The sequence below is a fragment of the Pectobacterium aroidearum genome, from assembly GCF_041228105.1.
In the GTDB taxonomy this organism is placed as follows: Bacteria; Pseudomonadota; Gammaproteobacteria; order Enterobacterales; family Enterobacteriaceae; genus Pectobacterium; species Pectobacterium aroidearum.
Genome location: NZ_CP166097.1, coordinates 2,756,774 through 2,780,288 on the forward strand (window position 1 = coordinate 2,756,774; position 23,515 = coordinate 2,780,288).

Genomic DNA, 23,515 nt, shown 5'->3' on the forward strand with positions numbered 1-23,515 from the left:
ACCACCCGTCTTCATTTTAGCGCACATTGCTACACGTAGAGTTTCTTAGGTAACATATCGGCATCCTGCATAGGGATCTGTTTATTATCTATCAGTTTTTATCTTAAATTTTCTTCAGGAGACATCGTGTCAGAATCTTGCCCCTGTTGCAGTGGATTGCAGTATAACGCATGCTGTCAACCCTACCTCACGCATGCCGCAACAGCGGCTGAACCCGCCGTATTGATGCGATCGCGCTATACCGCCTATGTCAAACACGATGTCGATTACCTTATCGCCACCTGGCATCCCGATCTCCAGCCCGAGAAATGGCGCGCGTCTCTCGCTGAAAGCTGCCAGAACTCGCAGTGGCTCGGGCTCACTATACTGGCACCGTCTCCCGGAAAAACGCCCGATGAGGGATATGTGGAATTCGCCGCACGTTATATCTCAGAAACGAACAGCCAGCGAACAGAAGTCATGCGAGAACGCTCACGCTTCCTTCGCCAGCATAATCGCTGGTACTATATAGACGGCGTTCATGTGCAGACAGGCAGAAATGAACCTTGCCCGTGCGATTCCGGCAAAAAATACAAAAAGTGCTGCGGACAATAGAACACAGGCAGTCGCCCACGCGGCTTTATCGCTGCGGTACCACAAAATCGTTATTTTAGTTTTTGGACAGGATCCACGCACTCATGCAATCCCAAAATATACAAAGAAAAGTATTACGAACCATTTGCCCCGACGCAAAAGGGCTCATCGCAAAAATTACGAATATTTGTTACAAGCACGAACTGAACATCGTGCAAAACAATGAGTTTGTCGATCATCGCACTGGCCGCTTTTTCATGCGGACCGAGTTGGAAGGGATTTTCAACGACACCACATTGTTAGCCGATCTGGATAGCGCACTTCCTGAAGGCTCTTCTCGCGAATTAACCGCCGCAGGTCGTCGTCGTATCGTCGTACTGGTGACAAAAGAAGCCCATTGTCTGGGCGATCTGTTGATGAAAAGCGCTTATGGCGGCCTGGATGTCGAAATCGCGGCCGTCATCGGCAACCACGATACCTTGCAGACGCTGGTCGAGCGGTTTGATATCCCTTTCCACCTGGTCAGCCATGAAGGGTTAACTCGCGAAGAGCACGATCAACAGATGATCGCGCAGATCGATCAATACAAACCCGATTACGTCGTGCTGGCGAAATACATGCGAGTGCTGACACCGGCGTTCGTTCAGCACTATCCGAATCAAGTGATCAACATCCACCATTCTTTCTTACCCGCCTTTATCGGTGCCCGACCGTACCATCAGGCATACGAACGCGGTGTAAAAATCATTGGCGCGACGGCACACTACGTTAACGATAATCTGGATGAAGGCCCGATTATTATGCAGGACGTTATTCACGTCGACCATACATACTCAGCAGATGACATGATGCGCGCAGGCCGTGACGTTGAGAAAAATGTTCTGAGCCGTGCGTTGTATCGCGTGCTGGCGCAGCGTGTTTTTGTCTACGGCAATCGTACTATTATTCTGTAATTGGTTGATCGGGCATCTTTTTGTATAAGGATGCGCCGAACGGAATAAAAAAACGGCAGGCGCATTTATTTTTGATATATACCGCTTTACAGGGGCGTGGCATTTGATATGATGCGCCCCGCTTGAAGCGAAAGCCTCTTGCAGCAAGGCCAGTGGTGGGGTTCCCGAGCGGCCAAAGGGAGCAGACTGTAAATCTGCCGTCACAGACTTCGAAGGTTCGAATCCTTCCCCCACCACCATTTCAAAGCTGTACTTCTGAATTACATCCCAACGCCAAAATATCAAATTCCCATTAGGGGAAGGTGAGAATCTTCGACCAAGGTTCGACAAAACCGGCACGGTTTTGAGCAACGCGCAGCGTTGACCCGAAGGGTGAGGTGCGAAGCACCGAATTATCCTTCCCCCACCACCATTTCAAAGCTGTACTTCTGAATTACATCCCAACACCAAAATATCAAATTCCCGTAGGGGAAGGTGAGAACCTTCGACTAAGGTTCGACAAAATCGGTACGGTTTTGAGCAATCCTTAACGTTATTTACCCCACCGCCATACGCACAGCTAATCAGCGCGACATAGACGATGGGGAAATATAGCCTTACGCTTTGCCTTTCCAGCGCCCAGGAACATAAGAGAACACTGGGAGTTGCCATGACCAGCGAATTGCGGCCAGACGCACCGCCAAACCAATAGTGAATGACACCAGCAGGTTAATATCGTGGTTGATGTTAAGCGACTTGAGCCCCAGATATAAAAGTGCGACTAAAAGCGAGACACTGGCGTACAGCTCTTTCTTCAATACCATTGGTGTGCGGTTGCAGAAAATATCACGCAATATTCCACCAAAAATCCCGGTTACGATGCCCGCCATGACCACCACTGTCATCGAATAATTCAGCTTCAACGCCACATTGCAGCCAATAATGGTGAAGGCGATGAGCCCCATCGCATCAAGAACCAGAAAGAGGCGATGCAAATGGTGCATAAAGCGTGCAATGATAATTGTGAAAAGACCCGCTCCAATGGTGAGGTAGATATAGCCGGGATGCTGCGTCCAGCCGATGGGATAATTACCGAGGAGAATATCGCGAACGGTGCCACCGCCAAGCGCGGTGATAAAGGCAATCATGCCTACGCCAAAAATATCCATATTACGACGTCCAGCGGCCAGCGCCCCGGACATCCCCTCTGCCGTAATCGCGATCAGATAGATGTAAGTCAGCACACAAGTTATCCTGTGAAATGTGCCACTCCCTCTGTCCGCTTTACCTGAGAGTTTACGCAGCCGTGCTGCTTGCCCCTTCGGTGGGTTGCATTGCAACCTCTCTCCAGTTGGCTTCAATGAAATTCGCAGTTAGGGTAGCCTGAGCGATTATGGGAGTTTGCGCCTTCGGCGGAGCGTTATAGTATTACTTATACTATGTGCCCTCTCTCCTGCGAGGTGCGGAGTATAACGGCCGACAAGGCTTAGGTTCAACTGAATATAAGTGAATCTTATTTTCAACGATTCTCATCTGCACTAACCGCCTCTGGAGCAACGGCAATACGTTCATTAACGACATCCTAAAGCCTCGACTCGCCGTGACGGCATACCTCATTTTCTGCTACCATCTGGTCACATTTTTTAGCGAATGGCAGCGAACATGAAAGTTGTATCTTTTAATATCAATGGCCTGCGGGCGCGCCCTCATCAGTTGGCCGCCATTATCGAACAACACCAGCCAGATGTGATCGGGTTGCAGGAAACAAAAGTCCACGATGACATGTTTCCGTTAGAGGATATCAGCCAGTACGGCTACCACGTTTATTATCATGGGCAAAAAGGACACTACGGCGTCGCCTTGCTGTGTAAAACGCAGCCGATTGCGGTGCGTCGTGGTTTCCCAACGGATGAAGACGATGCGCAGCGCCGGATCATTATGGCGGATTTCGCCACTGAACATGGCACCTTCACGATCGTTAACGGGTATTTTCCTCAGGGAGAAAGCCGTGACCATCCAGTGAAATTCCCCGCGAAGACGCGTTTCTATCAGGATTTGCAAACCTATCTGGAACAGCACCACAGCGCCACACAACCGCTGATCGTGATGGGCGATGTCAATATCAGCCCCACCGACCTGGATATCGGCATTGGTGAAGAGAATCGCAAGCGCTGGTTACGCACGGGTAAATGTTCTTTCCTACCGGAAGAACGTGAATGGATGGCGCGTTTGCAAGGCTGGGGACTGATTGACACTTTCCGTGCCGCCAACCCAGAGAGCAACGATCGTTTTTCGTGGTTTGATTACCGCTCAGCCGGGTTCGATGACAACCGCGGCCTGCGTATCGACCTGATTCTCGCCAGCAACTTCCTGGCCGACCGCTGTGTTGCTACCGGTATTGACTACGATATTCGTGGAATGGAAAAACCGTCTGACCATGCGCCAATTTGGGCACAATTTGCGCTATAGAAACAGGTTGCTCTGTAGAAAGCGTACGTTGTAAAGGCAGTGCGTGGTAACAAACAGTACGCGGTAAAAACAAGATCCCCGCAGCACATCAAATCGCAGCGGGGATAAAAAGCAGTGGGAAGATTAAGCGTAATACTCTCTTATCGCTCCGTTATTGCTTAACCACCTGCCATATGAGGTTGTTGGTTCCCAGCGTTTGTTTGTCCCGCACGCATTGCAGAATCACGCCTTCAACCTTTAGCACCGCACCTTCAGAATAGTTACGGTTCTCATACACACAACAGCGCAGGCAGTTGTTATTTTGCTCCCGCACCGTCGTACCCGCGCCCCACACTTCCGGTGGCACGGGAACCACAATATCCGTTCCGCCGCGATTAGCCTGCGCCAGCGTGGGCAGCACCAGTATCACACTGGCGAAACACAAAGACACTAACGATTTCATTGCTCCTGCTCCTTCGCTTTTTTAGTCTGAGGCTTGCGCCGTTTTGCGGCACCCGACGGCGGCGCGGAAAGCCCTTTAAACGCTCTCACCGCGCCGTTTTGTTTGGCCTGCTGAATCAGCTCCTGCAAGGAATGGGTCAGCGGCTGCATAAAATCCTGATAGCGGCATTTCTTCTCGCTGATTTGCGTCAACGTGGCTTCCCAATGCGCCGTCATGTCTGGGTGTGCTGCACTGGCAGGCAGTGAGTGAATCAACGCCCGTCCCGCTTCACTCGCGTGAATATAGCGCGCTTTCTTAAACAGAAACGTCCGTTTAAATAATAATTCGATGATACCTGCTCGCGTCGCCTCTGTGCCTAATCCATCGGTCGCCCGCAGGATTTTCTTCAGTTCTTTATCCTGCACAAAACGCGCAATCCCCGTCATCGCCGACAGCAACGTCGCATCGGTAAACGGTCGCGGCGGCTGCGTTTGGCGCTCAACCACTTCACCACGTTCACACAGTAGCTCATCACCTTTTGCCACCACAGGCAACGGCATGCCTTCGTTTTCTTCGTCGCGTTCTTTACCGCCCAGCAGCGTGCGCCACCCGGCTTCGGCCAGGAACCGTGCTTTGGCAATAAATTTACCCCCCGCAATATCCAGTTCAATGACACACTTGCGGAACACGGCGTCTGGGCAAAATTGCATGATGTATTGCCGTGCAACTAAACCATACACTTTACGCTCATTTTCCGTCAGCGAGGCGCTTGCGCTACGAGCGGTAGGAATAATTGCGTGGTGAGCATCGACCTTACCATCGTCCCAGCAACGGTTGCGTCGATCCACATCCATAACCGGCTGTGGCAGCAGATCGGGCTGGTGTACGGATATCGCGTTTAAGACGGCATGACGCCCGGCAAAATGTTCCTCGGGCAGATAGCGGCAATCAGAACGCGGATAGGTGATCAGCTTATGGGTTTCATAGAGTTTCTGGCACACATCCAGCACTTGTTGAGCACTCAGCCCGAAACGCTTCGCCGCTTCGATCTGTAGTGTCGACAGCGAATAAGGTAACGGCGCGGTTTCCGATTCCCGTTTATCATTATAGCTGGTGACAAACGCGGGCTGGCCTTCAATACGTTTGACGACATGTTCTGCCAGAGAACGATGCAATAACCGCCCTTCTTCATCCTGATAAGGTTCACAGGATTCGCTGGGCTGCCAGAGTGCGACAAAGCGCTCATCGGCAGGCGTCACGATATGGGCTTTCACTTCAAAGTAATCTTTGGGAACGAAATTTTCGATTTCTTCATCCCGCCGCACCACCAGTCCCAGCACCGGCGTTTGCACGCGGCCAACCGACAACACGCCATCATAGCCAGCATTGCGTCCTAATAGCGTATAGGCACGGGTCATGTTTATGCCGTAGAGCCAATCCGCACGGGAACGCGCCAGTGCCGACACGCACAAAGGAATGAACTCTCGGTTCTCACGCAAACGAGAAACCGCGCGCTCTACCGCTTGTGGGTTGAGATCGTTGATCAGGCAACGACGCACCTGCTGGCGTTTTTCTTCCGGCAAAGCAAGATATTCCAACACTTCATCCACCAGCAGTTGCCCTTCACGATCGGGGTCTCCAGCGTGGATCACTTCGTTGGCATCATTCAGGAGCTTTTTAATGGTGTTCAGCTGCTTACTGACCGAGGGACGCGGTTGCAGCAGCCATTTCTGAGGAATGATAGGTAAATCGGCAAGAGACCACCGGGCGTAGCGCGCATCATAAACATCCGGCTGCGCCTGCTCTAGCAGGTGTCCTACGCACCACGTCACGACATCATTCTGACCGCAGGCAATAAAGCCATCGCCGCGTCGATGCGGTTTGGGTAACACGTCTGCAATCGCCCGCGCAAGGCTGGGCTTTTCGGCAATAAAAAGTCGCATTATTCACCCTATCGCACACAGGCTAGGCATTTCCCGCGTAATTCGCGGGAAAGCACGCTGTAAAACGGGTGGGAAATCGATATTCTTCAAAAGATGGCAATCAGAAGTAGTGAACAAACGTGTCAGTATCAAGCGGCGTGACCGTAGTCGAGGCTTTGAGCTGTGGCGTCCCGAGATAGAGGAAACCGACAATTTCATCCTGTTCACGACAGTTGAACGCTTCGCGTACCAACGCATTGTGCGTCCAGGCACCGCTACGCCAGATACCGTTAAAGCCCTGAGCCAATGCAGCCATTTGCATAGCCTGAACGGCACAGCCAGCGGAGACAATTTGCTCCCAAAGCGGGACTTTCGGGTTCTCTTCACAATGCGCGACAACGGTAATAATCAGCGGGGCGCGATAAGGGGCCTGACGTGCCTTATCGATACCGGCGTCATCCAATCCTTCCTGCTGCGCCGCACGAGTCAGTAGCGTACTAAAACGATCCAGACCGTCATTTTCGATCATAAAAAAGCGCCACGGCTGCATGGCACCATGATCCGGCGCACGCATACCCGCGTGGATAATGTTATTCAATGCGTCACCCGTCGGTGCTGGCGCGGTCAGGCGCGAGGCCGAACGACGATTCAATAGCAATTCAAGAGCATCCATCGCACATCTCCTGTATGGCAATATAATTTCTGCGATACACCCTATTTCTACGGTAGAAGCACTATTTACGCTAAAACGATGTTTACGGTAAAAACAGGGGTACGGCAACGTTGCGCGCCACGTTAGCACAAGTAGAAGTTTTGTTACAAGATAACCCCGACAGGGCGCGCCTCCGCGGCGATTTAATGCTGACTTTTTACTGTCCGCTCATTAGGATACTATCACGCCTTGTGCTTCATCACTTGCCAAAGGGCGAGTTGAAGGACGTAGAGCACACGTTGTTTACCCGTTCATGGAGATATCATGCGCACATTGTGGCGAATTTTTAGTGGATTTTTTAAGTGGACATGGCGTCTGCTTAATTTTATCAGAGAATTTATTCTCAATATTTTCCTTATCGCCCTGATTCTGGTTGGCGTTGGGATCTACTCACAGGTAAAAACAACGCCGGAAGCAGCCACGAAGGGTGCGCTGCTGGTCGATCTGACGGGTGTGGTCGTTGATCAACCTACCGTCAATAACAAACTACGCCAATTAGGGCGCGAATTCTTCGGCGCATCGAACAACCGTCGTCAGGAAAATTCACTGTTTGATATCGTCGACAGTATTCGTCAGGCAAAAAGCGACGATAACATCACAGGAATGGTGCTGGATCTCAGCGACTTCACTGGCGCCGATCAACCGTCCTTACAATATATTGGTAAGGCGCTGCGCGAATTCCGCGACAGCGGTAAACCCATTTATGCAGTCGGCGACAGCTACAACCAGTCTCAATATTATTTGGCCAGTTTTGCCAATACGGTGTCATTGACGCCACAAGGTAGCGTCGATCTGCACGGTTTTGCGACCAATAATCTCTACTTCAAATCCATGCTCGACAAACTGAAAGTGACCACCAATATCTTCCGTGTGGGCACCTATAAGTCAGCCGTTGAACCGTATCTGCGTGACGATATGTCCCCTGCAGCGCGCGATGCCGATGGTCGTTGGATCAACGCGCTGTGGCAACAGTATTTAAATACAGTTTCCGCTAACCGCCAGATTACGCCTCAGCAGCTTTTCCCTGGTGCGGCGGGTATCATTGCAGGCTTACAGTCCGTTCAGGGCGATACCGCACGCTATGCGCTAGACAACAAACTGGTTGATGAAGTGGCATCACGTTCCATGACCGAACAGTCGCTGGTTAAAGCATTCGGTTGGAATAGTCAGAAAAACAATTTTAACTTCGTCAGCATCTACGATTACGTCGTCAAACCGCCAGTGCAAAACAACAATCAGATCGCGGTTGTATTTGCTAATGGTGCAATCATTGACGGGCCGGAAACACCGGGAATGGTCGGTGGCGATACCACAGCAGCGCAAATTCGTGCCGCACGCCTCGATCCTAAAGTCAAAGCGCTGGTACTGCGCGTCAATAGCCCCGGTGGTAGCGTCACTGCGTCGGAGCTGATTCGCTCGGAACTGATGGCGCTCCGTCTGGCGGGCAAACCGATCGTGGTATCTATGGGCGGTATGGCAGCATCGGGTGGCTACTGGATCTCAACGCCAGCAAACGCGATCATCTCCAGCGCCAGTACGCTGACAGGTTCTATCGGCATTTTTGGCGTGATTACCACGTTCGAAAATTCGCTGGAAAGCCTTGGCGTCCATACGGATGGCGTTGCCACCTCCCCACTGGCCGATCTGTCGATTACCAAATCCCTGCCGCCTGAATTCTCGCAGATGATGCAGTTGAGTATTGAACGCGGCTATAAGAACTTTATCGATATCGTGGCACAGGCACGTAAGAAAACGCCTGAGCAAATCGATCAGATCGCGCAAGGTCACGTTTGGGTCGGTAGCGATGCGAAAGAAAATGGTCTGGTCGATCAGATCGGTGATTTTGATGACGCCGTGAAGAAAGCCGCTGAGTTGGCTAAACTGGGACAATATCAATTGAACTGGTATGCCGAACAACCCGGCCTGCTCGACACCATGCTGAATCAGGTGAACGCTTCCGTTTATGCCCTGCTGCCCGTTGCCGTTCAGTCTATGTTGCCGGCACCGGTCGCACAGCTGGCGGAGGTCGTGCGGGCACAGCCGTCTATCATGAATAACCTGAACGACCCGCAGAACCGGTACGCATTCTGCCTTAACTGCGGAGAAGTTCGGTAGCGTTTACAGTAAGCGCACATATATACCCTAAATAATTCGAGTTGCGTGAAGGCGGCAACCGAACGAATCCCCAGGAGCTTACACCAGTAAGTGACTGGGGTGAGTAAGGACAAATCGGCTTAGCCGATTTGAACGCCGCTTGCGGCGGCCCTTCAGGGCGAGGCTCAGAAATGAGCCGAGTATTGTCAACGCACAAGCAGCTTGAAGTATGACGGGTATAGCCCGGTAATAGTCATTGCTTATGATAGTATTATCGGGCTATTTTTCCCTCTATAATTCTTGGTTTAATCCTTACTCACACCACCATGCGAAAGAAATCCATTTATGTCGCCTACACGGGCGGCACCATCGGCATGCAGCGATCTGCGAATGGCTATGTACCGGTATCCGGTCATTTACAGCAGCAGTTGGCAAAAATGCCCGAATTCCATCGCGAAGAGATGCCATCGTTTACGATTCATGAATATGAACCGCTGATCGATTCGTCCGACATGACGCCAGCAGACTGGCAATCCATCGCGGACGATATTCAAGACCACTACGATGATTACGACGGTTTCGTGATTCTGCATGGTACTGACACGATGGCGTTCACCGCCTCTGCGCTCTCATTTATGCTGGAAAATCTGGCCAAACCGGTTATCGTGACAGGGTCACAAATTCCATTAGCGGAATTGCGCTCGGACGGCCAGACCAACCTGCTGAACGCGCTATACGTTGCCGCTAATCATCCGATTAATGAAGTCGCCCTCTTCTTCAATAACAAACTGCTACGCGGCAATCGCACCACCAAAGCCCATGCGGATGGTTTTGATGCTTTCGCTTCCCCTAATTACCCGCCACTGCTGGAAGCGGGTATCCATATTCGTCGGTTGGCACCCACCGTAGAATGCAACAACTGCCCGCCGCTGAAAGTGCATCACATTACGCCACAGCCTATCGGGGTGATTACGATTTATCCCGGCATTTCTGCCGATGTCATCAGTAATTTCCTCCGTCAGCCAGTGAAGGCGCTCATCCTGCGCTCCTACGGCGTTGGTAACGCGCCGCAAAGTCCCGGCTTGCTGCACGAATTACGTGAAGCCTCCGCGCGCGGCATTGTGGTCGTCAACCTGACGCAGTGCATTTCCGGGCGTGTGAATATGGGCGGCTATGCGACAGGCAATGCGCTGGCGCATGCGGGAGTGATCAGTGGCTTTGATATGACCGTTGAAGCCGCATTAACCAAACTGCATTACTTATTGAGCCAGCAGGATTTAAGCGCCGATGAAATTCGCCATTTAATGCAGCAGAACCTGCATGGAGAATTGAGCGATAAAGATTGAGTCAATCACGGAGTAGGTAATGAAAAAAGCATTGCTATTAGTTGATTTACAAAATGATTTTTGTCCCGGCGGCGCATTAGCCGTTGACGAAGGTGACCACGTCATTGCGGTTGCCAACCGCGCTATTGAAGCCTGCATAGCCGCGGGCGTCACCGTGATCGCCACTCAAGATTGGCACCCCGAGAACCACGGTTGCTTTGCCGTGAATGCGAATACCAAGATCGGAGAAATCGGCGAACTAAACGGATGGCCGCAGATCTGGTGGCCGATTCATTGCGTGCAGGGAACGACAGGCGCTGATTTCCATCCTGCACTTAATCAGTCTGCTATTCAATGGATCATACAAAAAGGGACTCAGCCGGAGATCGATAGCTATAGCGCTTTTTTCGATAACGGACATCGGGTAAAAACCGAATTGGATGACTGGCTACACGCCAACCACATCACCCATTTGACCATTCTGGGGCTGGCGACAGATTATTGCGTCAAGTTCAGCGTGTGGGATGCAATTGCTCTGGGTTATCACACCGAAGTATTGGTGGACGGTTGTCGCGGCCTGAATCTTTCGCCCGATGACAGCGAATCCGCATTACGGGAGATGGCACAGCGTGGAGCGACGCTTACGGACATGACAGAGTTTCTTGCCTCACTGCCTTCCGCGCGTTAGTTATCGTCACTGCCGCCCAACATCGCGGCAGCGGCTACCAACTTACACGTTACGGTCGGGTTTCAATGCTCAGGTTTCAACGTAATAATGGCGTCAGCACCGCTAAACTGGCGCTTCAGTTCTTGCTTGCTTTTCATCACAATTTCGCCATTGGTGCCAATCGTCATGTGCTCAGCCTGTTCATTATGGCGAGCCTGCCACATCATCACCATTTGCAGGCTGTTCTCTTTCTGTTCAGCCGTCAACGCGACGCCATCTGGCCATTTGCCCAGTTCTACCGCCGTGACCAAGCGCTGGTAAATTTCTGGCGTCATAGCGTCGATCAGATCATTGAGTTCCATATCCGGTTTCTGCTCCGAGAAAGGTCAGAGTTATGCTTACTGAGTTCTGTTATTGACAGCGGCACAGGTAATTACAGAAACACCTGATAGCTGAATCGTTTAAAGCTATGTAATATCAGCCTGCCGCGCCCTATTCATCACACAGATTACCCGTCAACGCGCTCGCCATCAACGTCATCAATGAAGCTCAGCGACGCAGAATTCACACAGTAGCGTTCGCCGGTGGTTTTCGGGCCATCAGGGAAAACGTGCCCAAGATGCGCATCACACTGCCCACAGCGGATCTCTATGCGGCGCATATTGTGTGAATCATCTTCCAGATAGCGTACAGCCTCTGAGGAGACGGGTTGATCGAAGCTAGGCCAGCCGCAGCCGGAGTCATATTTGCTATCGGAGTAAAACAGCGGCGCCTGGCAGCACAGGCAATGGTAAACGCCGGTGCGCTTGTTATGCAGCAGTTTGCCTGAAAACGCAGGTTCCGTACCGCGTTGCTGGGTGACATAGCGCTGCATCTCTGTCAGTTCTGTGTTATCGGACGGGGTACGCGAAGCAGAGTCGTTAGTCATGGAAGTCTCACAGCGGGTGTTATCAATTCAATTAATCATTGATTATAACAAAAAATTAACAACCTGACAGGCTGTTCTGGCCTAATATTATGAATGTTATTAGCATGAATATTTAATTGTGATACACGTCACATATTGAGACAACACAGGCTTTATATGATGCATTCCGCCCTCATATCAGTCTTAGATGTTACTTAGTTACAGGCTCGAGCGGTTTTCGCACAAAGATTGGTCATAGGTTTGACTTACAGCAACTATTGACACGATTCCGCTTGACGCTCAGCAAGGTTTTTGTAATTTTACAACCAACCTTTTATTCACAAACCAATAGCTGGTGGAATATATGACTATCAAAGTAGGTATCAACGGTTTTGGCCGTATCGGCCGTATTGTTTTCCGCGCTGCACAAGAGCGTTCTGACATCGAAATCGTTGCAATCAACGATCTGTTAGACGCTGAGTACATGGCGTATATGCTGAAGTACGACTCAACTCATGGTCGTTTCAACGGCACCGTTGAAGTTAAAGATGGCCACCTGGTTGTTAACGGCAAAACCATTCGTGTTACCGCAGAGCGCGATCCTGCAAATCTGAAGTGGAACGAAGTTAACGTTGACGTCGTTGCTGAAGCAACTGGCCTGTTCCTGACTGACGACACTGCACGTAAGCACATCGCTGCTGGCGCGAAGAAAGTTGTTCTGACTGGTCCATCTAAAGATGACACCCCGATGTTCGTTATGGGCGTAAACCACAAAGCTTACGCAGGCCAGGACATCGTTTCTAACGCATCTTGCACCACTAACTGTCTGGCTCCGCTGGCAAAAGTCATCAACGACAACTTCGGTATCGTTGAAGCACTGATGACCACCGTTCACGCCACCACTGCAACCCAGAAAACCGTTGACGGCCCGTCTCACAAAGACTGGCGCGGCGGCCGCGGCGCAGCACAGAACATCATCCCATCTTCTACCGGTGCTGCTAAAGCTGTAGGTAAAGTTATCCCTGAGCTGAACGGCAAACTGACTGGTATGGCGTTCCGCGTCCCTACCCCGAACGTTTCTGTTGTTGACCTGACTGCGCGTCTGGAAAAACCAGCTTCTTACAAAGAAATCTGTGCAGCAATCAAATCTGCTTCTGAAGGCGAGCTGAAAGGCGTGCTGGGCTACACTGAAGACGAAGTGGTTTCTACCGATTTCAACGGTGAAAAACTGACTTCTGTATTCGATGCTAAAGCAGGTATCGCACTGAGCGACAACTTTGTGAAACTGGTTTCCTGGTACGACAACGAAACAGGTTACTCAAACAAAGTTCTGGATCTGATCGCCCACATTTCTAAATAAGTGTCAGCGATGATTCGGTGAAAAAAGGGCGACGTTATGTCGCCCTTTTTTATTGTTTATTGCAGATTTCTTTTTACAACGAAAAACAATCAAAAAAAGGCTCTATCATGCATAACACAATTTTCTCACTCCCCGTCACGAAACAAATTAGCGCCACCCTCAGCCAGCGTCAGTTGGACCAACTCCCCATCATCGTCGTTGATCATCCTGAAGTGCGTGCGGCAATAGCATTGCAAGGGGCGCACCTACTCAGTTGGCAGCCGACAAACGAAGAGCCAGTGCTCTGGCTGAGCGACAATACGCCTTTTACTCATCACGTGGCGATTCGCGGCGGTGTACCGATTTGTTTCCCCTGGTTTGGCCCTTTCGCCGATCCTAATCATGGTTTCGCCCGCCTGCTGCCGTGGGAATTTACCGCCCACAGCGAAGATGAGCACGGCGTACAGCTCACGTTCACGCTGCGGGACAATGAAGAGACACGTAAGAGCTGGCCGCATGCGTTCACGCTCATCGCTCGCTTCAAGCTGGGCAAAGAGTGTGGCATTGAACTCGAAGCCCAAGGTGATTACAGCATTACCAGCGCGCTGCACACCTATTTCAACATCGGCGATATCAGTGATATTCGCATTACTGGTCTGGGTGAGTCATTTATTGATAAGGTCGATCAGGGCAAGCTGGCGACACAGCAAGGCGATCTGGTCTTTACCGACCGTACAGACCGCATTTACACCCAGCCACAGGACACCAGCGTGGTACATGATGCCGTCCTGAAACGCAGTATCGAAGTACACCATTCACACCATAGCGATGTCGTGTCATGGAACCCGGGTGCAGAACTTTCTCGTACGATTAGCGATATGACCGATGAGGGATATAAAACGTTCGTGTGCGTGGAAACTGCGCGAATTAATCAACCGTTTGTCGCATCCGCCAACGCGCCAGCACGTCTGGCAACGGTTATCCGCATCAAAAAATAACCACCGCCAGAGGTATATGGCGATTTCGCCATATACCTCTTTCGCCTCAACTACACCACATCCAGATGCTGTTTACGCGTCGGTGCTGGGAAAGCCAGATCTAACTGCGCGATATCTTCCGCAGATAACTGCACGTCCAGCGCTTTCGCATTTTCCTGTACATGCTTCATAGAACTTGCTTTAGGAATCGCGATCACGCCCGGTTGACGGATAGCCCACGCCAATAACAGCTGAGCGGGCGTTATGCTATGTTCGCGCGCAATGCGGTTCACCACCGGATGTGAGAATAATCCGTCACGGAGACGCCCAGCCTGCGCTAGCGGACAATATGCCATAACGGGAAGCTGCTGTTGCTGACACCACGGCAGCAAATCAAACTCAATACCGCGCGATGCCAAATGGTAAAGCACCTGATTGGTCATACAGCGTTGTCCGCCGTTCAGAGACCACAGCTCCTGCATGTCCTCAAGGTCAAGATTGGAGACGCCCCACTGACCGATTTTACCCGCCTGCTGCAATCGTTCCATTGCAGCGATCGTATCAATTAACGGGATGCCACCACGCCAGTGCAACAGATAGAGATCGATACGCTCCGTTTGCAGACGCTTCAGGCTGCGTTCACACGCCTGTATCGCCTTTTCGCCACCGGCATTGTGCGGGTAGACTTTCGACACCAGATAGACGCTGTCACGACGGCCGCGTATTGCTTCGCCGACGACATCCTCGGCTCTGCCGTCCGCATACATTTCGGCTGTATCAATCAATGTTAATCCGAGGTCGATACCCGCTTGCAGCGCCGTCACTTCCTGTTCTTTCATTCGGGCATCTTCACCCATGTACCACGTTCCCTGACCGATCGCGGGTACACGGGTGTCATCTGGAAAACGAACCGTTTTTGTCACGCGTTCCTCCCTTGCTTGCCGTTAACGTAACGCTTTCCCCTCAACCTAACATGACATTCAGTGCACCATAAACGTGCAAATGGGGTGATATCACCCCATTATTGTACGGCAAATGCACCATGCTCACGAAAAGCATCAGAAGCGATAGCTGACACCTGCGCTCATTAAGATGCTGTGGTTACTATCGACAATCGGGCTGTCCTTCATTTCGTCAGACAAACGTGTGTAACGACCCACGGCCCAGGCGCTCCAGCTTTGGTTAATCTGATAACCGGCGCTCAGTTCAAGATACGGAGCCCAGCCATCGCCAGGGCTATACTGGTTAAAGCCAGAACGCGCGGATTCCTGTGCGCTGACGCCGTAGTAATACTGGTTCATGTTTTCACTGAACCAGGTCGCACCGATACCCGGAGTGATGCTCAAATCACCCATTGAGAAGCGGTAAAGATAAGCGGTATCCCACGCAAAACCGTTGCTGTAATCCAGCGTGTCGCCTGCCAGTACGGTACGGATTTCGCCCCAATCGGCGATATGACGGTAGGCCGCACCCGCCATCAGCGTACCGCGACGTTTATCTAACTGTTTCATCCGCAGATCGTCGCTATCTCCCGGCTTAAATCCTAAAGGCAGGTAGTAGGCCGTTAAAGAGAGACGATTTGCGCCGTCATTCCACAGGTAGTATCCACCACCCAGCCCGCGGAAATAAAAATTTTCACTTTCATAATTCAGTACAGGAAGCGGATAAACGTCATTATCAACACCACGGTATACAGACGTTGAACCCGCAGCGCCAAGGCCCAGAGAGACATCTGCGGCATAGGCTGAAGGCAGGAGCACAGCGCCAGAAATCAGCGCGGCCAGCATACATAGTTGAGGTTTTTTCACAGTTTTCTATTTCCTATTACAGATAAATATCATGAAACATGATAGGCCAATTACACACGTTCGCGTTCAGGTTATATAAAAATAACATTAACGAATAACCTATATATTCGATAGGTTTTACGTGCGCTAACGTCGGTAATAGGCAGTGTCCTTAAGGCCGAGCGCCTATTCTCTATAATGTTACACGGATTTTCCTGAAAGTGAGTCCTTGAAATATCTTAAAAATACGTCCGTGGACTAGAGGAAATTTTACGGATGCAAACTACGCTTTAATACAGAAGGTGACGTCTCCTTGACCAGCAGGCATGAATAAAATCACGACGCCCTGACGCAACAAGTTGGCATAAGGGTTGCTGGACTCAGGAGATTTCTTCTTTCGGAGGGCAATACATTAATAGGCATATATTCCACGCGCTCTCTTAATCTGTGCTAATCGACGAAGGACGGGCATCGCTATGAACATATTTGATCACTACCGCCAGCGCTACGACGCTGCCAAGGACGAAGAGTTCACTCTGCAGGAATTCCTTACCATCTGTCAGCAGGATCGCAATGCTTATGCGAACGCGGCTGAACGATTGTTAACGGCTATCGGTGAGCCTGTAATGGTGGATACCGCCCAAGAATCACGAATGTCGCGCCTATTCTCGAACCGGGTGATTGCTCGCTATCCGGCTTTTGAAGAATTTTACGGTATGGAAGAGGCCATCGAACAGATTGTGTCTTACCTGAAACATGCCGCGCAGGGATTAGAAGAGAAGAAACAGATCCTGTATCTGTTGGGGCCGGTCGGCGGCGGGAAATCCTCTCTGGCCGAACGCTTGAAAGCGCTGATGCAACGTGTACCGATTTACATCCTCAGCGCCAACGGCGAGCGCAGTCCGGTGAATGATCACCCGCTCTGCCTGTTCAATCCGCAGGAAGATGCCGCAATACTCGAAAAAGAGTATGCCATTCCACGGCGCTATCTCGGCACCATCATGTCACCGTGGGCGGCCAAACGCCTGCAGGAATTTGGTGGAGACATTTCCAAATTTAAAGTCGTCAAAGTATGGCCATCGATTCTGGCACAAATCGGGATCGCGAAAACCGAACCTGGCGATGAGAACAATCAGGATATTTCAGCGCTGGTCGGCAAAGTCGATATCCGCAAGCTGGAGCATTATGCTCAGAACGATCCCGATGCCTACGGCTACTCCGGCGCATTGTGCCGCGCGAACCAGGGCATTATGGAATTCGTCGAGATGTTCAAAGCGCCGATCAAGGTGCTCCACCCGCTCCTGACCGCGACACAGGAAGGCAACTACAACGGGACGGAAGGCATTGCCGCCCTGCCGTTTAACGGGATTATTCTGGCGCACTCCAACGAATCCGAGTGGGTGCAATTCCGTAACAACAAGAACAATGAAGCGTTTCTTGACCGCGTGTACATCGTGAAGGTGCCGTACTGCCTGCGCGTGTCCGAAGAGGTCAAAATTTACGACAAGCTGCTGAATCACAGCGAACTGACGCATGCACCTTGCGCGCCCGGCACGCTGGAAACACTGGCCCGCTTCTCCATTCTGTCGCGCCTGAAAGATCCCGAAAACTCCAGCATCTACTCCAAGATGCGGGTTTACGACGGAGAAAGCCTGAAAGATACCGATCCGAAGGCGAAATCCTATCAAGAGTACCGCGATTACGCGGGCGTGGATGAAGGGATGAACGGCCTGTCGACCCGCTTCGCGTTCAAGATTTTGTCACGCGTCTTTAACTTCGATCACAGCGAAGTGGCCGCCAACCCGGTACACCTGTTCTACGTACTGGAACAACAGATCGAGCGCGAACAATTCCCGCAGGAGCAGGCAGAGAAGTATCTGGAGCACCTGAAAGGCTATCTGACGCCGAAATATGCGGAGTTTATCGGCAAAGAGATCCAGACCGCCTATCTCGAATCCTATTCCGAATATGGCCAGAATATTTTTGACCGTTATGTTACCTATGCGGATTTCTGGATTCAGGATCAGGAGTACCGTGACCCAGATACGGGCCAGCTGTTTGACCGTGAATCATTGAACGCTGAGCTGGAAAAGATCGAGAAGCCTGCGGGCATCAGCAATCCTAAAGACTTCCGTAACGAGATCGTCAACTTTGTCCTGCGCGCCCGTGCCAATAATAGCGGCCGGAATCCAAACTGGACCAGTTACGAAAAACTGCGCACGGTCATTGAGAAGAAAATGTTCTCCAACACGGAAGAGCTGCTGCCTGTGATTTCGTTTAATACCAAAACCTCAACGGATGAACAGAAAAAACATGATGACTTCGTCGATCGTATGATGGAGAAAGGCTACACCCGGAAACAGGTACGTTTGCTGTGCGAATGGTATCTGCGGGTGAGGAAATCATCATAATGACGCACGATGCTGGCAACAGCGTTTGGGGGAAACATGGCCTATTTTATTGATCGACGGCTAAACGGCAAAAACAAAAGCACGGTGAACCGCCAACGCTTTTTGCGCCGCTATAAGTCGCAAATAAAACAGTCGATTTCCGAGGCCATTAATAAGCGTTCGGTGACCGACATCGAAAGCGGGGAGTCAGTATCGATCCCCAATGCAGACATCAACGAACCGATGTTCCATCAGGGCCGTGGAGGACGCCGCCACCGCGTCCACCCGGGCAACGATCATTTCGTACAGAACGACAAAATCGAGCGGCCACAAGGAGGTGGCGGCGGTGGTTCCGGTCAGGGGGACGCCAGTAAAGATGGCGAAGGCGAGGATGAGTTTGTCTTTCAGATATCCAAAGACGAATATCTGGATCTGCTGTTTGAAGATCTGGCGCTACCGAACCTGAAGAAAACCCAGCATCGGCAGATGAACGAGTATAAGACACACCGTGCCGGATACACCGCTAACGGCGTTCCTGCCAATATCAGCGTGGTACGGTCGCTGCAGAACTCGCTGGCACGCCGTATGGCGATGACAGCGGGTAAACGCCGCACGCTGCATGAGCTGGAAGAGTCGCTGGAACAGTTGGCACATACTGAACCTGCACAATTGCTGGAAGAGGAACGGCTGCGGCAGGAAATTACCGAACTGCGCCAGAAAATTGCACGCGTGCCGTTTATCGATACGTTTGACCTGCGCTACAAGAACTACGAGCGTCGGGCCGAGCCATCGAGCCAGGCCGTGATGTTTTGTTTGATGGACGTATCCGGCTCCATGGATCAGGCGACAAAAGACATGGCGAAGCGCTTTTATATTCTGCTGTATTTGTTCCTCAGCAGAAATTACAAAAACGTGGACGTTGTCTATATTCGCCATCACACGCAGGCAAAAGAGGTCGATGAACAAGAGTTCTTCTACTCTCAGGAAACCGGCGGCACCATTGTCTCCAGTGCGTTAAAGCTAATGGAGGAGGTCGTACGTGAGCGCTACGATCCGTCACAGTGGAATATCTATGCGGCACAGGCATCGGATGGCGATAACTGGGCTGACGATTCACCGCTGTGCCACCAGATTCTGGCGAATCAGCTTCTGCCGATGGTGCGCTACTACAGCTATATTGAAATCACCCGACGTTCACACCAAACGCTCTGGCGCGAATATGAAACGCTGCGCGATACGTTCGATAATTTCGCTATGCAGCATATTCGCGATCAGGATGATATCTACCCTGTCTTCCGTGAACTTTTCCGTAAACAAACCGTAGGCCATTAACCACCTCTCCAGCCAGTTATCTGTTAGTTGTTGATGATGATAGTCATTGATGATCAATAGTTAGCTGGCTGATTCTCTTTCTCTGCGCATTTTTCCATAAACATGCATTTAAAATACATGTATTATAAATGACATTATACCTGCATAGAGAATCGCTTATGAACATTGATAAATTCAAACACCAGCACACCGAGATACTCGAAAGTATTGATACCCTGCGCCAACTATCCCGTGCTGGCGTAACGGAAAATGCCGCTGACATCGCCCGCGCTATCGTCGCCATGAGTTCCACTATCAAATTGCACCTGTCCGCAGAAGATCGCGTGCTTTACCCTTCGCTTCAGCGCAGCGGTGATGAACAGTTAACGAAAATGAGTCAGCATTATCAGGATGAAATGCAAACCATTGCCGCCGATTACGATGCCTTTTCCCGTCGCTGGAATACGGCTTCACAGTTGATTGGCCACGACCGGGATTTCCGGGCGGATGCTAATCACGTATTGCGGAAGGTCTATGAGCGTATGCAGCGGGAGAACCACGATTTTTATCCCCGCATCGAAACGGCCTGAGCGGATTAAGCACAACCTGACTCACGGGTGGAGATGCTCTAACGACAGTAACTCCGCCCGCCCACGTCCTCTTTAATCATGGCCTTACAAAGCCATTTTTCGTTACGGCAACATGACATTGTCACAAAGATAACACTTTCTTTCCGCCCGCGTGCGCATTACCCTGTCGACCCCATAAAATGTAGATTTCTGTTTTTGTTATGCAACGATTTGTTCTGATTTTACTGACTCTGGTTCTGCTCGGCCCTCTGGGTATCGACATCTATTTGCCGCTTATTCCTGCCATTGCCGTGGCGCTAAACAGCCCTGAATCGCTGATTCAGTCCACCGTCGCCCTGTTTATTCTGATCATGGGATTAGGCCAGCTTCTGGCTGGGCCGCTGGTCGACAAGTACGGTCGTCGCCCGATGGCGTTGGCAGGCGTGATGATCTATATCATCGGAGCTGTCATGGCCGCGCTGGCAACCAGCGCCACACTGTTCGTTCTCTCACGCCTTTTTCAGGGTATGGCCGTCTGCTGTACCGCCGTTGCCATTTTCAGCAGCGTCCGTGACAAGCTAAACGGCGACGATGCCGCCAGAACCTATGGTTTTCTCAACGGCACGCTGAATATTGTGCCGGCGCTGGCGCCGCTATTAGGCGGTCTGTTGGCCGAAGCCTTCGGCTGGCGTGCCCCCTTCTGGTTCCTCGCAGGCTACAGCATTCTGGTTCTGGCAATCGTCATCCGTTTTCTGCCCGAAACGCGCCCGGACTCAACGTTGCCCGTGCACGGCTTACCGCTGCGCCAATATGCCCGCTTGTTATCCGATCGCCACTTTCTAGGGTTCGCGTCAGTCAACGCAGGCGCAATGGGGATGGCGTTAACCTACGTCACCTTTTCCCCTGTGGTGCTGATGAATCAGGCACAGCTGACGCCGCTTGAGTTTTCGATTGCCTTCGGCGCAAACGGCTTTTGGATCATGCTGGTCAGCTTTTTTGCAAACCGCATTATCCGCAAAGTCGGCCGTCCACGCTGTCTGGCTGTGGGTAGCCTGCTGATGGGCGCGGGTTTCCTTTCGCTGCTTGGTGGTGTCGTGCTCTTACCTGACGCGCTGCAAAACACCTGGCCGACCTACATGCTGCCCGTCGCCTTGGCCTGTGCCGGTCTGGCATTTTTGATCGGTCCCTCCACCAGCTATGCGCTGGAGCCTTATTCCAATGAGGCGGGGATTGCGTCGGCGATGGTAGGATTCGTGCAAATGGCAGGGGGTGCGGCGCTGGGGTTGATTGCGATGGCGCTCCCTCTGTCGTCAAAAATATCACTGGCACTGGTGATGCTCTGTGCCGCACTGCTGGCAATACGCGCCCGTCTGCTCACGCGGCACCACAAGGGCAGCATTACATCACTGCCCCGCACTGAGTAAAATCTCGGTGATGTTCAAAACATTAATGAGTTCAAAACATCCATTACTTCAAAAAACAGAACAGCGATACTAACGAACGTATCTTTCCACGGACAAATCATCGGCCTCAATCTCCGGTGATTTGTCCGACAGAATATCCGCCAGTAACTTTCCTGACCCGCAGGCCATCGTCCAACCTAACGTGCCATGTCCGGTATTCAGGTACAGATTTTTCAGCGGAGAACGCCCCACCAGCGGCGTGCCGTCTGGCGTCATCGGACGCAGCCCCGTCCAGAATGTTGCTTGTTCAATCGGGCCGCAATGGGGATACAGATCGCGCACGACCATCTCCAGCGTTTCACGTCGTTTAGGATTCAGATCGGTGTTGAAGCCCACGACCTCTGCCATTCCTCCAACGCGGATGCGACGATCAAAACGCGTGATGGCCACTTTGTAGGTTTCATCCAGCACGGTAGAAACCGGCGCGGAGGCATCATCCGCCAGCGGGATCGTCAGTGAATAGCCTTTCAGCGGATAAACCGGAATATCGAACCACTGCCGCAGTAGTCCCGTGGAATAGGAACCGCAGGCCATCACATAGGCGTCCGCCACGATCATCTCATCATCACACTGAACGCCCGTTACGTTTTGGCCTTCTACCCGTAACTGACGAACGTGACGCCCCAGTTTGAAGGTGACGCCCGCATCGGCAGCCATCGCCGCCAGTTGACGGGTGAACAGCTGACAGTCCCCAGTCTCATCATGTGGTAAGCGCAGCCCGCCGGTCAGTTTCTCCGCCACATTTGCCAGCGCAGGTTCAACAGAGGCCAATTCATGACACGTCAGCAGTTGGTATGGCACACCAGCCTCTTCCAGCACGGCGATATCCCGAGTTGCATTGTCATATTGCTGTTCGGTACGGAACAGTTGCAGCGTTCCGCCCTGCCGACCTTCGTACTGAATACCGGTATCTCGCCGCAGCTGTTGCAAACAATCACGGCTGTACTCCGCCAGACGCACCATCCTCGCTTTATTGGTCTTATAGTGGCGCGCATCGCAATTGAACAACATTTGCCACATCCAGCACAACTGCGCGGCCGTGAAGTCGGGCCGGATAGCCAGAGGCGCATGGCGCTGAAACATCCATTTTATCGCTTTCAGCGGTATTCCCGGCGCCGCCCAGGGCGCAGCATAGCCGGGAGAAATCTGCCCGGCATTCCCGGCGCTGGTTTCTAACGCGGGCTCCGGTTGTCTATCGATAACGGTGACATCATGCCCTTCCTGCGCAAGATACCAGGCGGTACTCACGCCAACTACGCCACTTCCCAGAATCACAACCCGCATGCTACCGCTCTCCCTTTCTCTCCGCTAAAGACCGTCTAATCTGCTAGAAAACTGTTTATTTAATGGAATAAAACACTAGGTAACAGGTGAAACTGGAGACTACTCTAGCATTTGGGAAGGAATTGTCACCCGTCTCAACGATAACATTTATCTATTGTTCCTTCTCACCCCAATCAATCTTCTCCAGGACATTCGTAATGAAATAACTGTGAAATCATTCACAAAATAGGCATTCGTTTTTTAGGAAGAAACGGTAGAAAGGATAAAAAAGACAGAAATGTTAAAACTCAAATGAATGAATGCGTTAGCCCAGTCGCACATTTTAAAATCATGATAACCATCACAGAAACCTATCCCTATTCATCCCTGTCAA

21 protein-coding genes, 1 tRNA gene, 1 other RNA gene and 1 riboswitch are annotated in these 23,515 nt (G+C 51.5%); of the genes, 14 read left to right on the forward strand and 9 right to left on the reverse strand.

The window, feature by feature from the left end; translation table 11 throughout:
- Positions 1 to 126 precede the first annotated feature (126 nt).
- From AB8809_RS12655 to AB8809_RS12670, 4 genes are all read left to right on the forward strand, one after another.
- Entirely contained in the window at positions 127 to 594 is a 468-nt protein-coding gene (locus AB8809_RS12655; RefSeq protein ID WP_349856709.1) for a YchJ family protein, read from the forward strand.
- Between the two features lie 83 nt (positions 595 to 677).
- A complete protein-coding gene (purU, locus tag AB8809_RS12660; RefSeq protein WP_015840210.1) occupies positions 678 to 1,526 on the forward strand; it encodes a formyltetrahydrofolate deformylase in 849 nt (282 codons plus the stop codon).
- Positions 1,527 to 1,680: 154 nt separating this feature from the next.
- A tRNA-Tyr gene (locus tag AB8809_RS12665) sits at positions 1,681 to 1,765 on the forward strand.
- A 43-nt stretch (positions 1,766 to 1,808) separates the two neighbouring features.
- Positions 1,809 to 1,938: non-coding RNA, RtT sRNA (locus tag AB8809_RS12670), on the forward strand.
- A gap of 184 nt (positions 1,939 to 2,122) precedes the next feature.
- On the opposite strand, the gene AB8809_RS12675 is transcribed toward AB8809_RS12670, so the two are convergent.
- Positions 2,123 to 2,749 (reverse strand): trimeric intracellular cation channel family protein, encoded by a 627-nt coding sequence (locus tag AB8809_RS12675; protein WP_180776844.1) that lies wholly within the window; start codon positions 2,747 to 2,749, stop codon positions 2,123 to 2,125.
- A 21-nt stretch (positions 2,750 to 2,770) separates the two neighbouring features.
- Positions 2,771 to 2,866: riboswitch (glycine riboswitch) on the reverse strand.
- Between the two features lie 301 nt (positions 2,867 to 3,167).
- On the opposite strand from AB8809_RS12675, the gene xthA reads away from it, so the two are divergent.
- On the forward strand, positions 3,168 to 3,974 hold the full coding sequence (gene xthA / locus AB8809_RS12680) for an exodeoxyribonuclease III (RefSeq protein ID WP_349856710.1): 807 nt from the start codon (positions 3,168 to 3,170) through the stop codon (positions 3,972 to 3,974).
- A gap of 151 nt (positions 3,975 to 4,125) precedes the next feature.
- On the opposite strand, the gene AB8809_RS12685 is transcribed toward xthA, so the two are convergent.
- From AB8809_RS12685 to AB8809_RS12695, 3 genes are all read right to left on the reverse strand, one after another.
- Positions 4,126 to 4,416 (reverse strand): DUF1496 domain-containing protein, encoded by a 291-nt coding sequence (locus AB8809_RS12685; RefSeq protein ID WP_181828493.1) that lies wholly within the window; start codon positions 4,414 to 4,416, stop codon positions 4,126 to 4,128.
- On the reverse strand, positions 4,413 to 6,338 hold the full coding sequence (locus tag AB8809_RS12690) for a DNA topoisomerase III (RefSeq protein ID WP_349856711.1): 1,926 nt from the start codon (positions 6,336 to 6,338) through the stop codon (positions 4,413 to 4,415). Before AB8809_RS12690 ends, AB8809_RS12685 begins: the two co-directional genes overlap by 4 nt.
- A gap of 100 nt (positions 6,339 to 6,438) precedes the next feature.
- A complete protein-coding gene (locus AB8809_RS12695; protein ID WP_015840205.1) occupies positions 6,439 to 6,990 on the reverse strand; it encodes an NAD(P)H nitroreductase in 552 nt (183 codons plus the stop codon).
- A gap of 303 nt (positions 6,991 to 7,293) precedes the next feature.
- On the opposite strand from AB8809_RS12695, the gene sppA reads away from it, so the two are divergent.
- The 3 genes from sppA (at position 7,294) to pncA (ending at position 11,136) form a co-directional block, all read left to right on the forward strand.
- Complete coding sequence (gene sppA / locus AB8809_RS12700) at positions 7,294 to 9,144, forward strand: signal peptide peptidase SppA (RefSeq protein WP_205948073.1); 1,851 nt, start codon at positions 7,294 to 7,296, stop codon at positions 9,142 to 9,144.
- Between the two features lie 305 nt (positions 9,145 to 9,449).
- Positions 9,450 to 10,469, forward strand: a complete 1,020-nt coding sequence (gene ansA, locus AB8809_RS12705) for an asparaginase (RefSeq protein WP_015840203.1) — start codon at positions 9,450 to 9,452, stop codon at positions 10,467 to 10,469.
- Positions 10,470 to 10,488: 19 nt separating this feature from the next.
- Positions 10,489 to 11,136: a bifunctional nicotinamidase/pyrazinamidase gene (gene pncA, locus AB8809_RS12710; RefSeq protein WP_349856712.1), complete on the forward strand. Its 648-nt coding sequence runs from the start codon at positions 10,489 to 10,491 to the stop codon at positions 11,134 to 11,136.
- Between the two features lie 62 nt (positions 11,137 to 11,198).
- Here pncA and AB8809_RS12715 read toward each other — a convergent pair whose 3' ends face one another.
- A complete protein-coding gene (locus tag AB8809_RS12715) occupies positions 11,199 to 11,477 on the reverse strand; it encodes a YeaC family protein (RefSeq protein WP_015840201.1) in 279 nt (92 codons plus the stop codon).
- Between the two features lie 146 nt (positions 11,478 to 11,623).
- Positions 11,624 to 12,043, reverse strand: a complete 420-nt coding sequence (gene msrB / locus AB8809_RS12720) for a peptide-methionine (R)-S-oxide reductase MsrB (RefSeq protein ID WP_015840200.1) — start codon at positions 12,041 to 12,043, stop codon at positions 11,624 to 11,626.
- Between the two features lie 343 nt (positions 12,044 to 12,386).
- Between msrB and gapA the strand changes: the two genes are divergently transcribed.
- Both gapA and AB8809_RS12730 read left to right on the forward strand, forming a co-directional pair.
- Positions 12,387 to 13,382 (forward strand): glyceraldehyde-3-phosphate dehydrogenase, encoded by a 996-nt coding sequence (gene gapA / locus AB8809_RS12725; protein WP_015840199.1) that lies wholly within the window; start codon positions 12,387 to 12,389, stop codon positions 13,380 to 13,382.
- A gap of 107 nt (positions 13,383 to 13,489) precedes the next feature.
- Positions 13,490 to 14,359, forward strand: a complete 870-nt coding sequence (locus AB8809_RS12730) for a D-hexose-6-phosphate mutarotase (RefSeq protein ID WP_349856713.1) — start codon at positions 13,490 to 13,492, stop codon at positions 14,357 to 14,359.
- 50 nt (positions 14,360 to 14,409) lie between these two features.
- On the opposite strand, the gene AB8809_RS12735 is transcribed toward AB8809_RS12730, so the two are convergent.
- Together AB8809_RS12735 and AB8809_RS12740 are read right to left on the reverse strand one after the other, a co-directional pair.
- Positions 14,410 to 15,261 carry an aldo/keto reductase gene (locus AB8809_RS12735; protein ID WP_349856714.1) on the reverse strand — a complete coding sequence of 284 codons (852 nt, stop codon included), beginning with the start codon at positions 15,259 to 15,261 and terminating at the stop codon, positions 14,410 to 14,412.
- 135 nt (positions 15,262 to 15,396) lie between these two features.
- Positions 15,397 to 16,146 (reverse strand): MipA/OmpV family protein, encoded by a 750-nt coding sequence (locus AB8809_RS12740; protein WP_015840196.1) that lies wholly within the window; start codon positions 16,144 to 16,146, stop codon positions 15,397 to 15,399.
- Positions 16,147 to 16,601: 455 nt separating this feature from the next.
- On the opposite strand from AB8809_RS12740, the gene yeaG reads away from it, so the two are divergent.
- From yeaG to AB8809_RS12760, 4 genes are all read left to right on the forward strand, one after another.
- A complete protein-coding gene (gene yeaG, locus AB8809_RS12745; RefSeq protein WP_015840195.1) occupies positions 16,602 to 18,536 on the forward strand; it encodes a protein kinase YeaG in 1,935 nt (644 codons plus the stop codon).
- Between the two features lie 36 nt (positions 18,537 to 18,572).
- Positions 18,573 to 19,847, forward strand: coding sequence for a YeaH/YhbH family protein (locus tag AB8809_RS12750; RefSeq protein WP_015840194.1), 1,275 nt, complete (start codon positions 18,573 to 18,575; stop codon positions 19,845 to 19,847).
- A 158-nt stretch (positions 19,848 to 20,005) separates the two neighbouring features.
- Positions 20,006 to 20,416, forward strand: a complete 411-nt coding sequence (locus tag AB8809_RS12755; RefSeq protein ID WP_225181012.1) for a hemerythrin domain-containing protein — start codon at positions 20,006 to 20,008, stop codon at positions 20,414 to 20,416.
- A gap of 200 nt (positions 20,417 to 20,616) precedes the next feature.
- The gene (locus AB8809_RS12760; protein ID WP_349856715.1) at positions 20,617 to 21,819 is read left to right on the forward strand and encodes a multidrug effflux MFS transporter; all 1,203 of its coding nucleotides are present in this window, start codon (positions 20,617 to 20,619) and stop codon (positions 21,817 to 21,819) included.
- Positions 21,820 to 21,888: 69 nt separating this feature from the next.
- Here the strand turns inward: AB8809_RS12760 and AB8809_RS12765 are convergent, their stop codons facing one another.
- Positions 21,889 to 23,142 (reverse strand): D-amino acid dehydrogenase, encoded by a 1,254-nt coding sequence (locus AB8809_RS12765; protein ID WP_349856716.1) that lies wholly within the window; start codon positions 23,140 to 23,142, stop codon positions 21,889 to 21,891.
- Between the last annotated feature and the right edge of the window lie 373 nt (positions 23,143 to 23,515).

What these genes read in the sequence shown, in the direction of transcription:
- purU (WP_015840210.1), top strand. Translation starts at nt 678, where the DNA reads ATGCAATCCCAAAATATACAAAGAAAAGTATTACGAACCATTTGCCCC.
- xthA (WP_349856710.1), top strand. Translation starts at nt 3,168, where the DNA reads ATGAAAGTTGTATCTTTTAATATCAATGGCCTGCGGGCGCGCCCTCAT.
- AB8809_RS12685 (WP_181828493.1), bottom strand. Translation starts at nt 4,416, where the DNA reads ATGAAATCGTTAGTGTCTTTGTGTTTCGCCAGTGTGATACTGGTGCTG.
- AB8809_RS12690 (WP_349856711.1), bottom strand. Translation starts at nt 6,338, where the DNA reads ATGCGACTTTTTATTGCCGAAAAGCCCAGCCTTGCGCGGGCGATTGCA.
- AB8809_RS12695 (WP_015840205.1), bottom strand. Translation starts at nt 6,990, where the DNA reads ATGGATGCTCTTGAATTGCTATTGAATCGTCGTTCGGCCTCGCGCCTG.
- sppA (WP_205948073.1), top strand. Translation starts at nt 7,294, where the DNA reads ATGCGCACATTGTGGCGAATTTTTAGTGGATTTTTTAAGTGGACATGG.
- ansA (WP_015840203.1), top strand. Translation starts at nt 9,450, where the DNA reads ATGCGAAAGAAATCCATTTATGTCGCCTACACGGGCGGCACCATCGGC.
- pncA (WP_349856712.1), top strand. Translation starts at nt 10,489, where the DNA reads ATGAAAAAAGCATTGCTATTAGTTGATTTACAAAATGATTTTTGTCCC.
- AB8809_RS12715 (WP_015840201.1), bottom strand. Translation starts at nt 11,477, where the DNA reads ATGGAACTCAATGATCTGATCGACGCTATGACGCCAGAAATTTACCAG.
- msrB (WP_015840200.1), bottom strand. Translation starts at nt 12,043, where the DNA reads ATGACTAACGACTCTGCTTCGCGTACCCCGTCCGATAACACAGAACTG.
- gapA (WP_015840199.1), top strand. Translation starts at nt 12,387, where the DNA reads ATGACTATCAAAGTAGGTATCAACGGTTTTGGCCGTATCGGCCGTATT.
- AB8809_RS12730 (WP_349856713.1), top strand. Translation starts at nt 13,490, where the DNA reads ATGCATAACACAATTTTCTCACTCCCCGTCACGAAACAAATTAGCGCC.
- yeaG (WP_015840195.1), top strand. Translation starts at nt 16,602, where the DNA reads ATGAACATATTTGATCACTACCGCCAGCGCTACGACGCTGCCAAGGAC.
- AB8809_RS12750 (WP_015840194.1), top strand. Translation starts at nt 18,573, where the DNA reads ATGGCCTATTTTATTGATCGACGGCTAAACGGCAAAAACAAAAGCACG.
- AB8809_RS12755 (WP_225181012.1), top strand. Translation starts at nt 20,006, where the DNA reads ATGAACATTGATAAATTCAAACACCAGCACACCGAGATACTCGAAAGT.
- AB8809_RS12760 (WP_349856715.1), top strand. Translation starts at nt 20,617, where the DNA reads ATGCAACGATTTGTTCTGATTTTACTGACTCTGGTTCTGCTCGGCCCT.
- AB8809_RS12765 (WP_349856716.1), bottom strand. Translation starts at nt 23,142, where the DNA reads ATGCGGGTTGTGATTCTGGGAAGTGGCGTAGTTGGCGTGAGTACCGCC.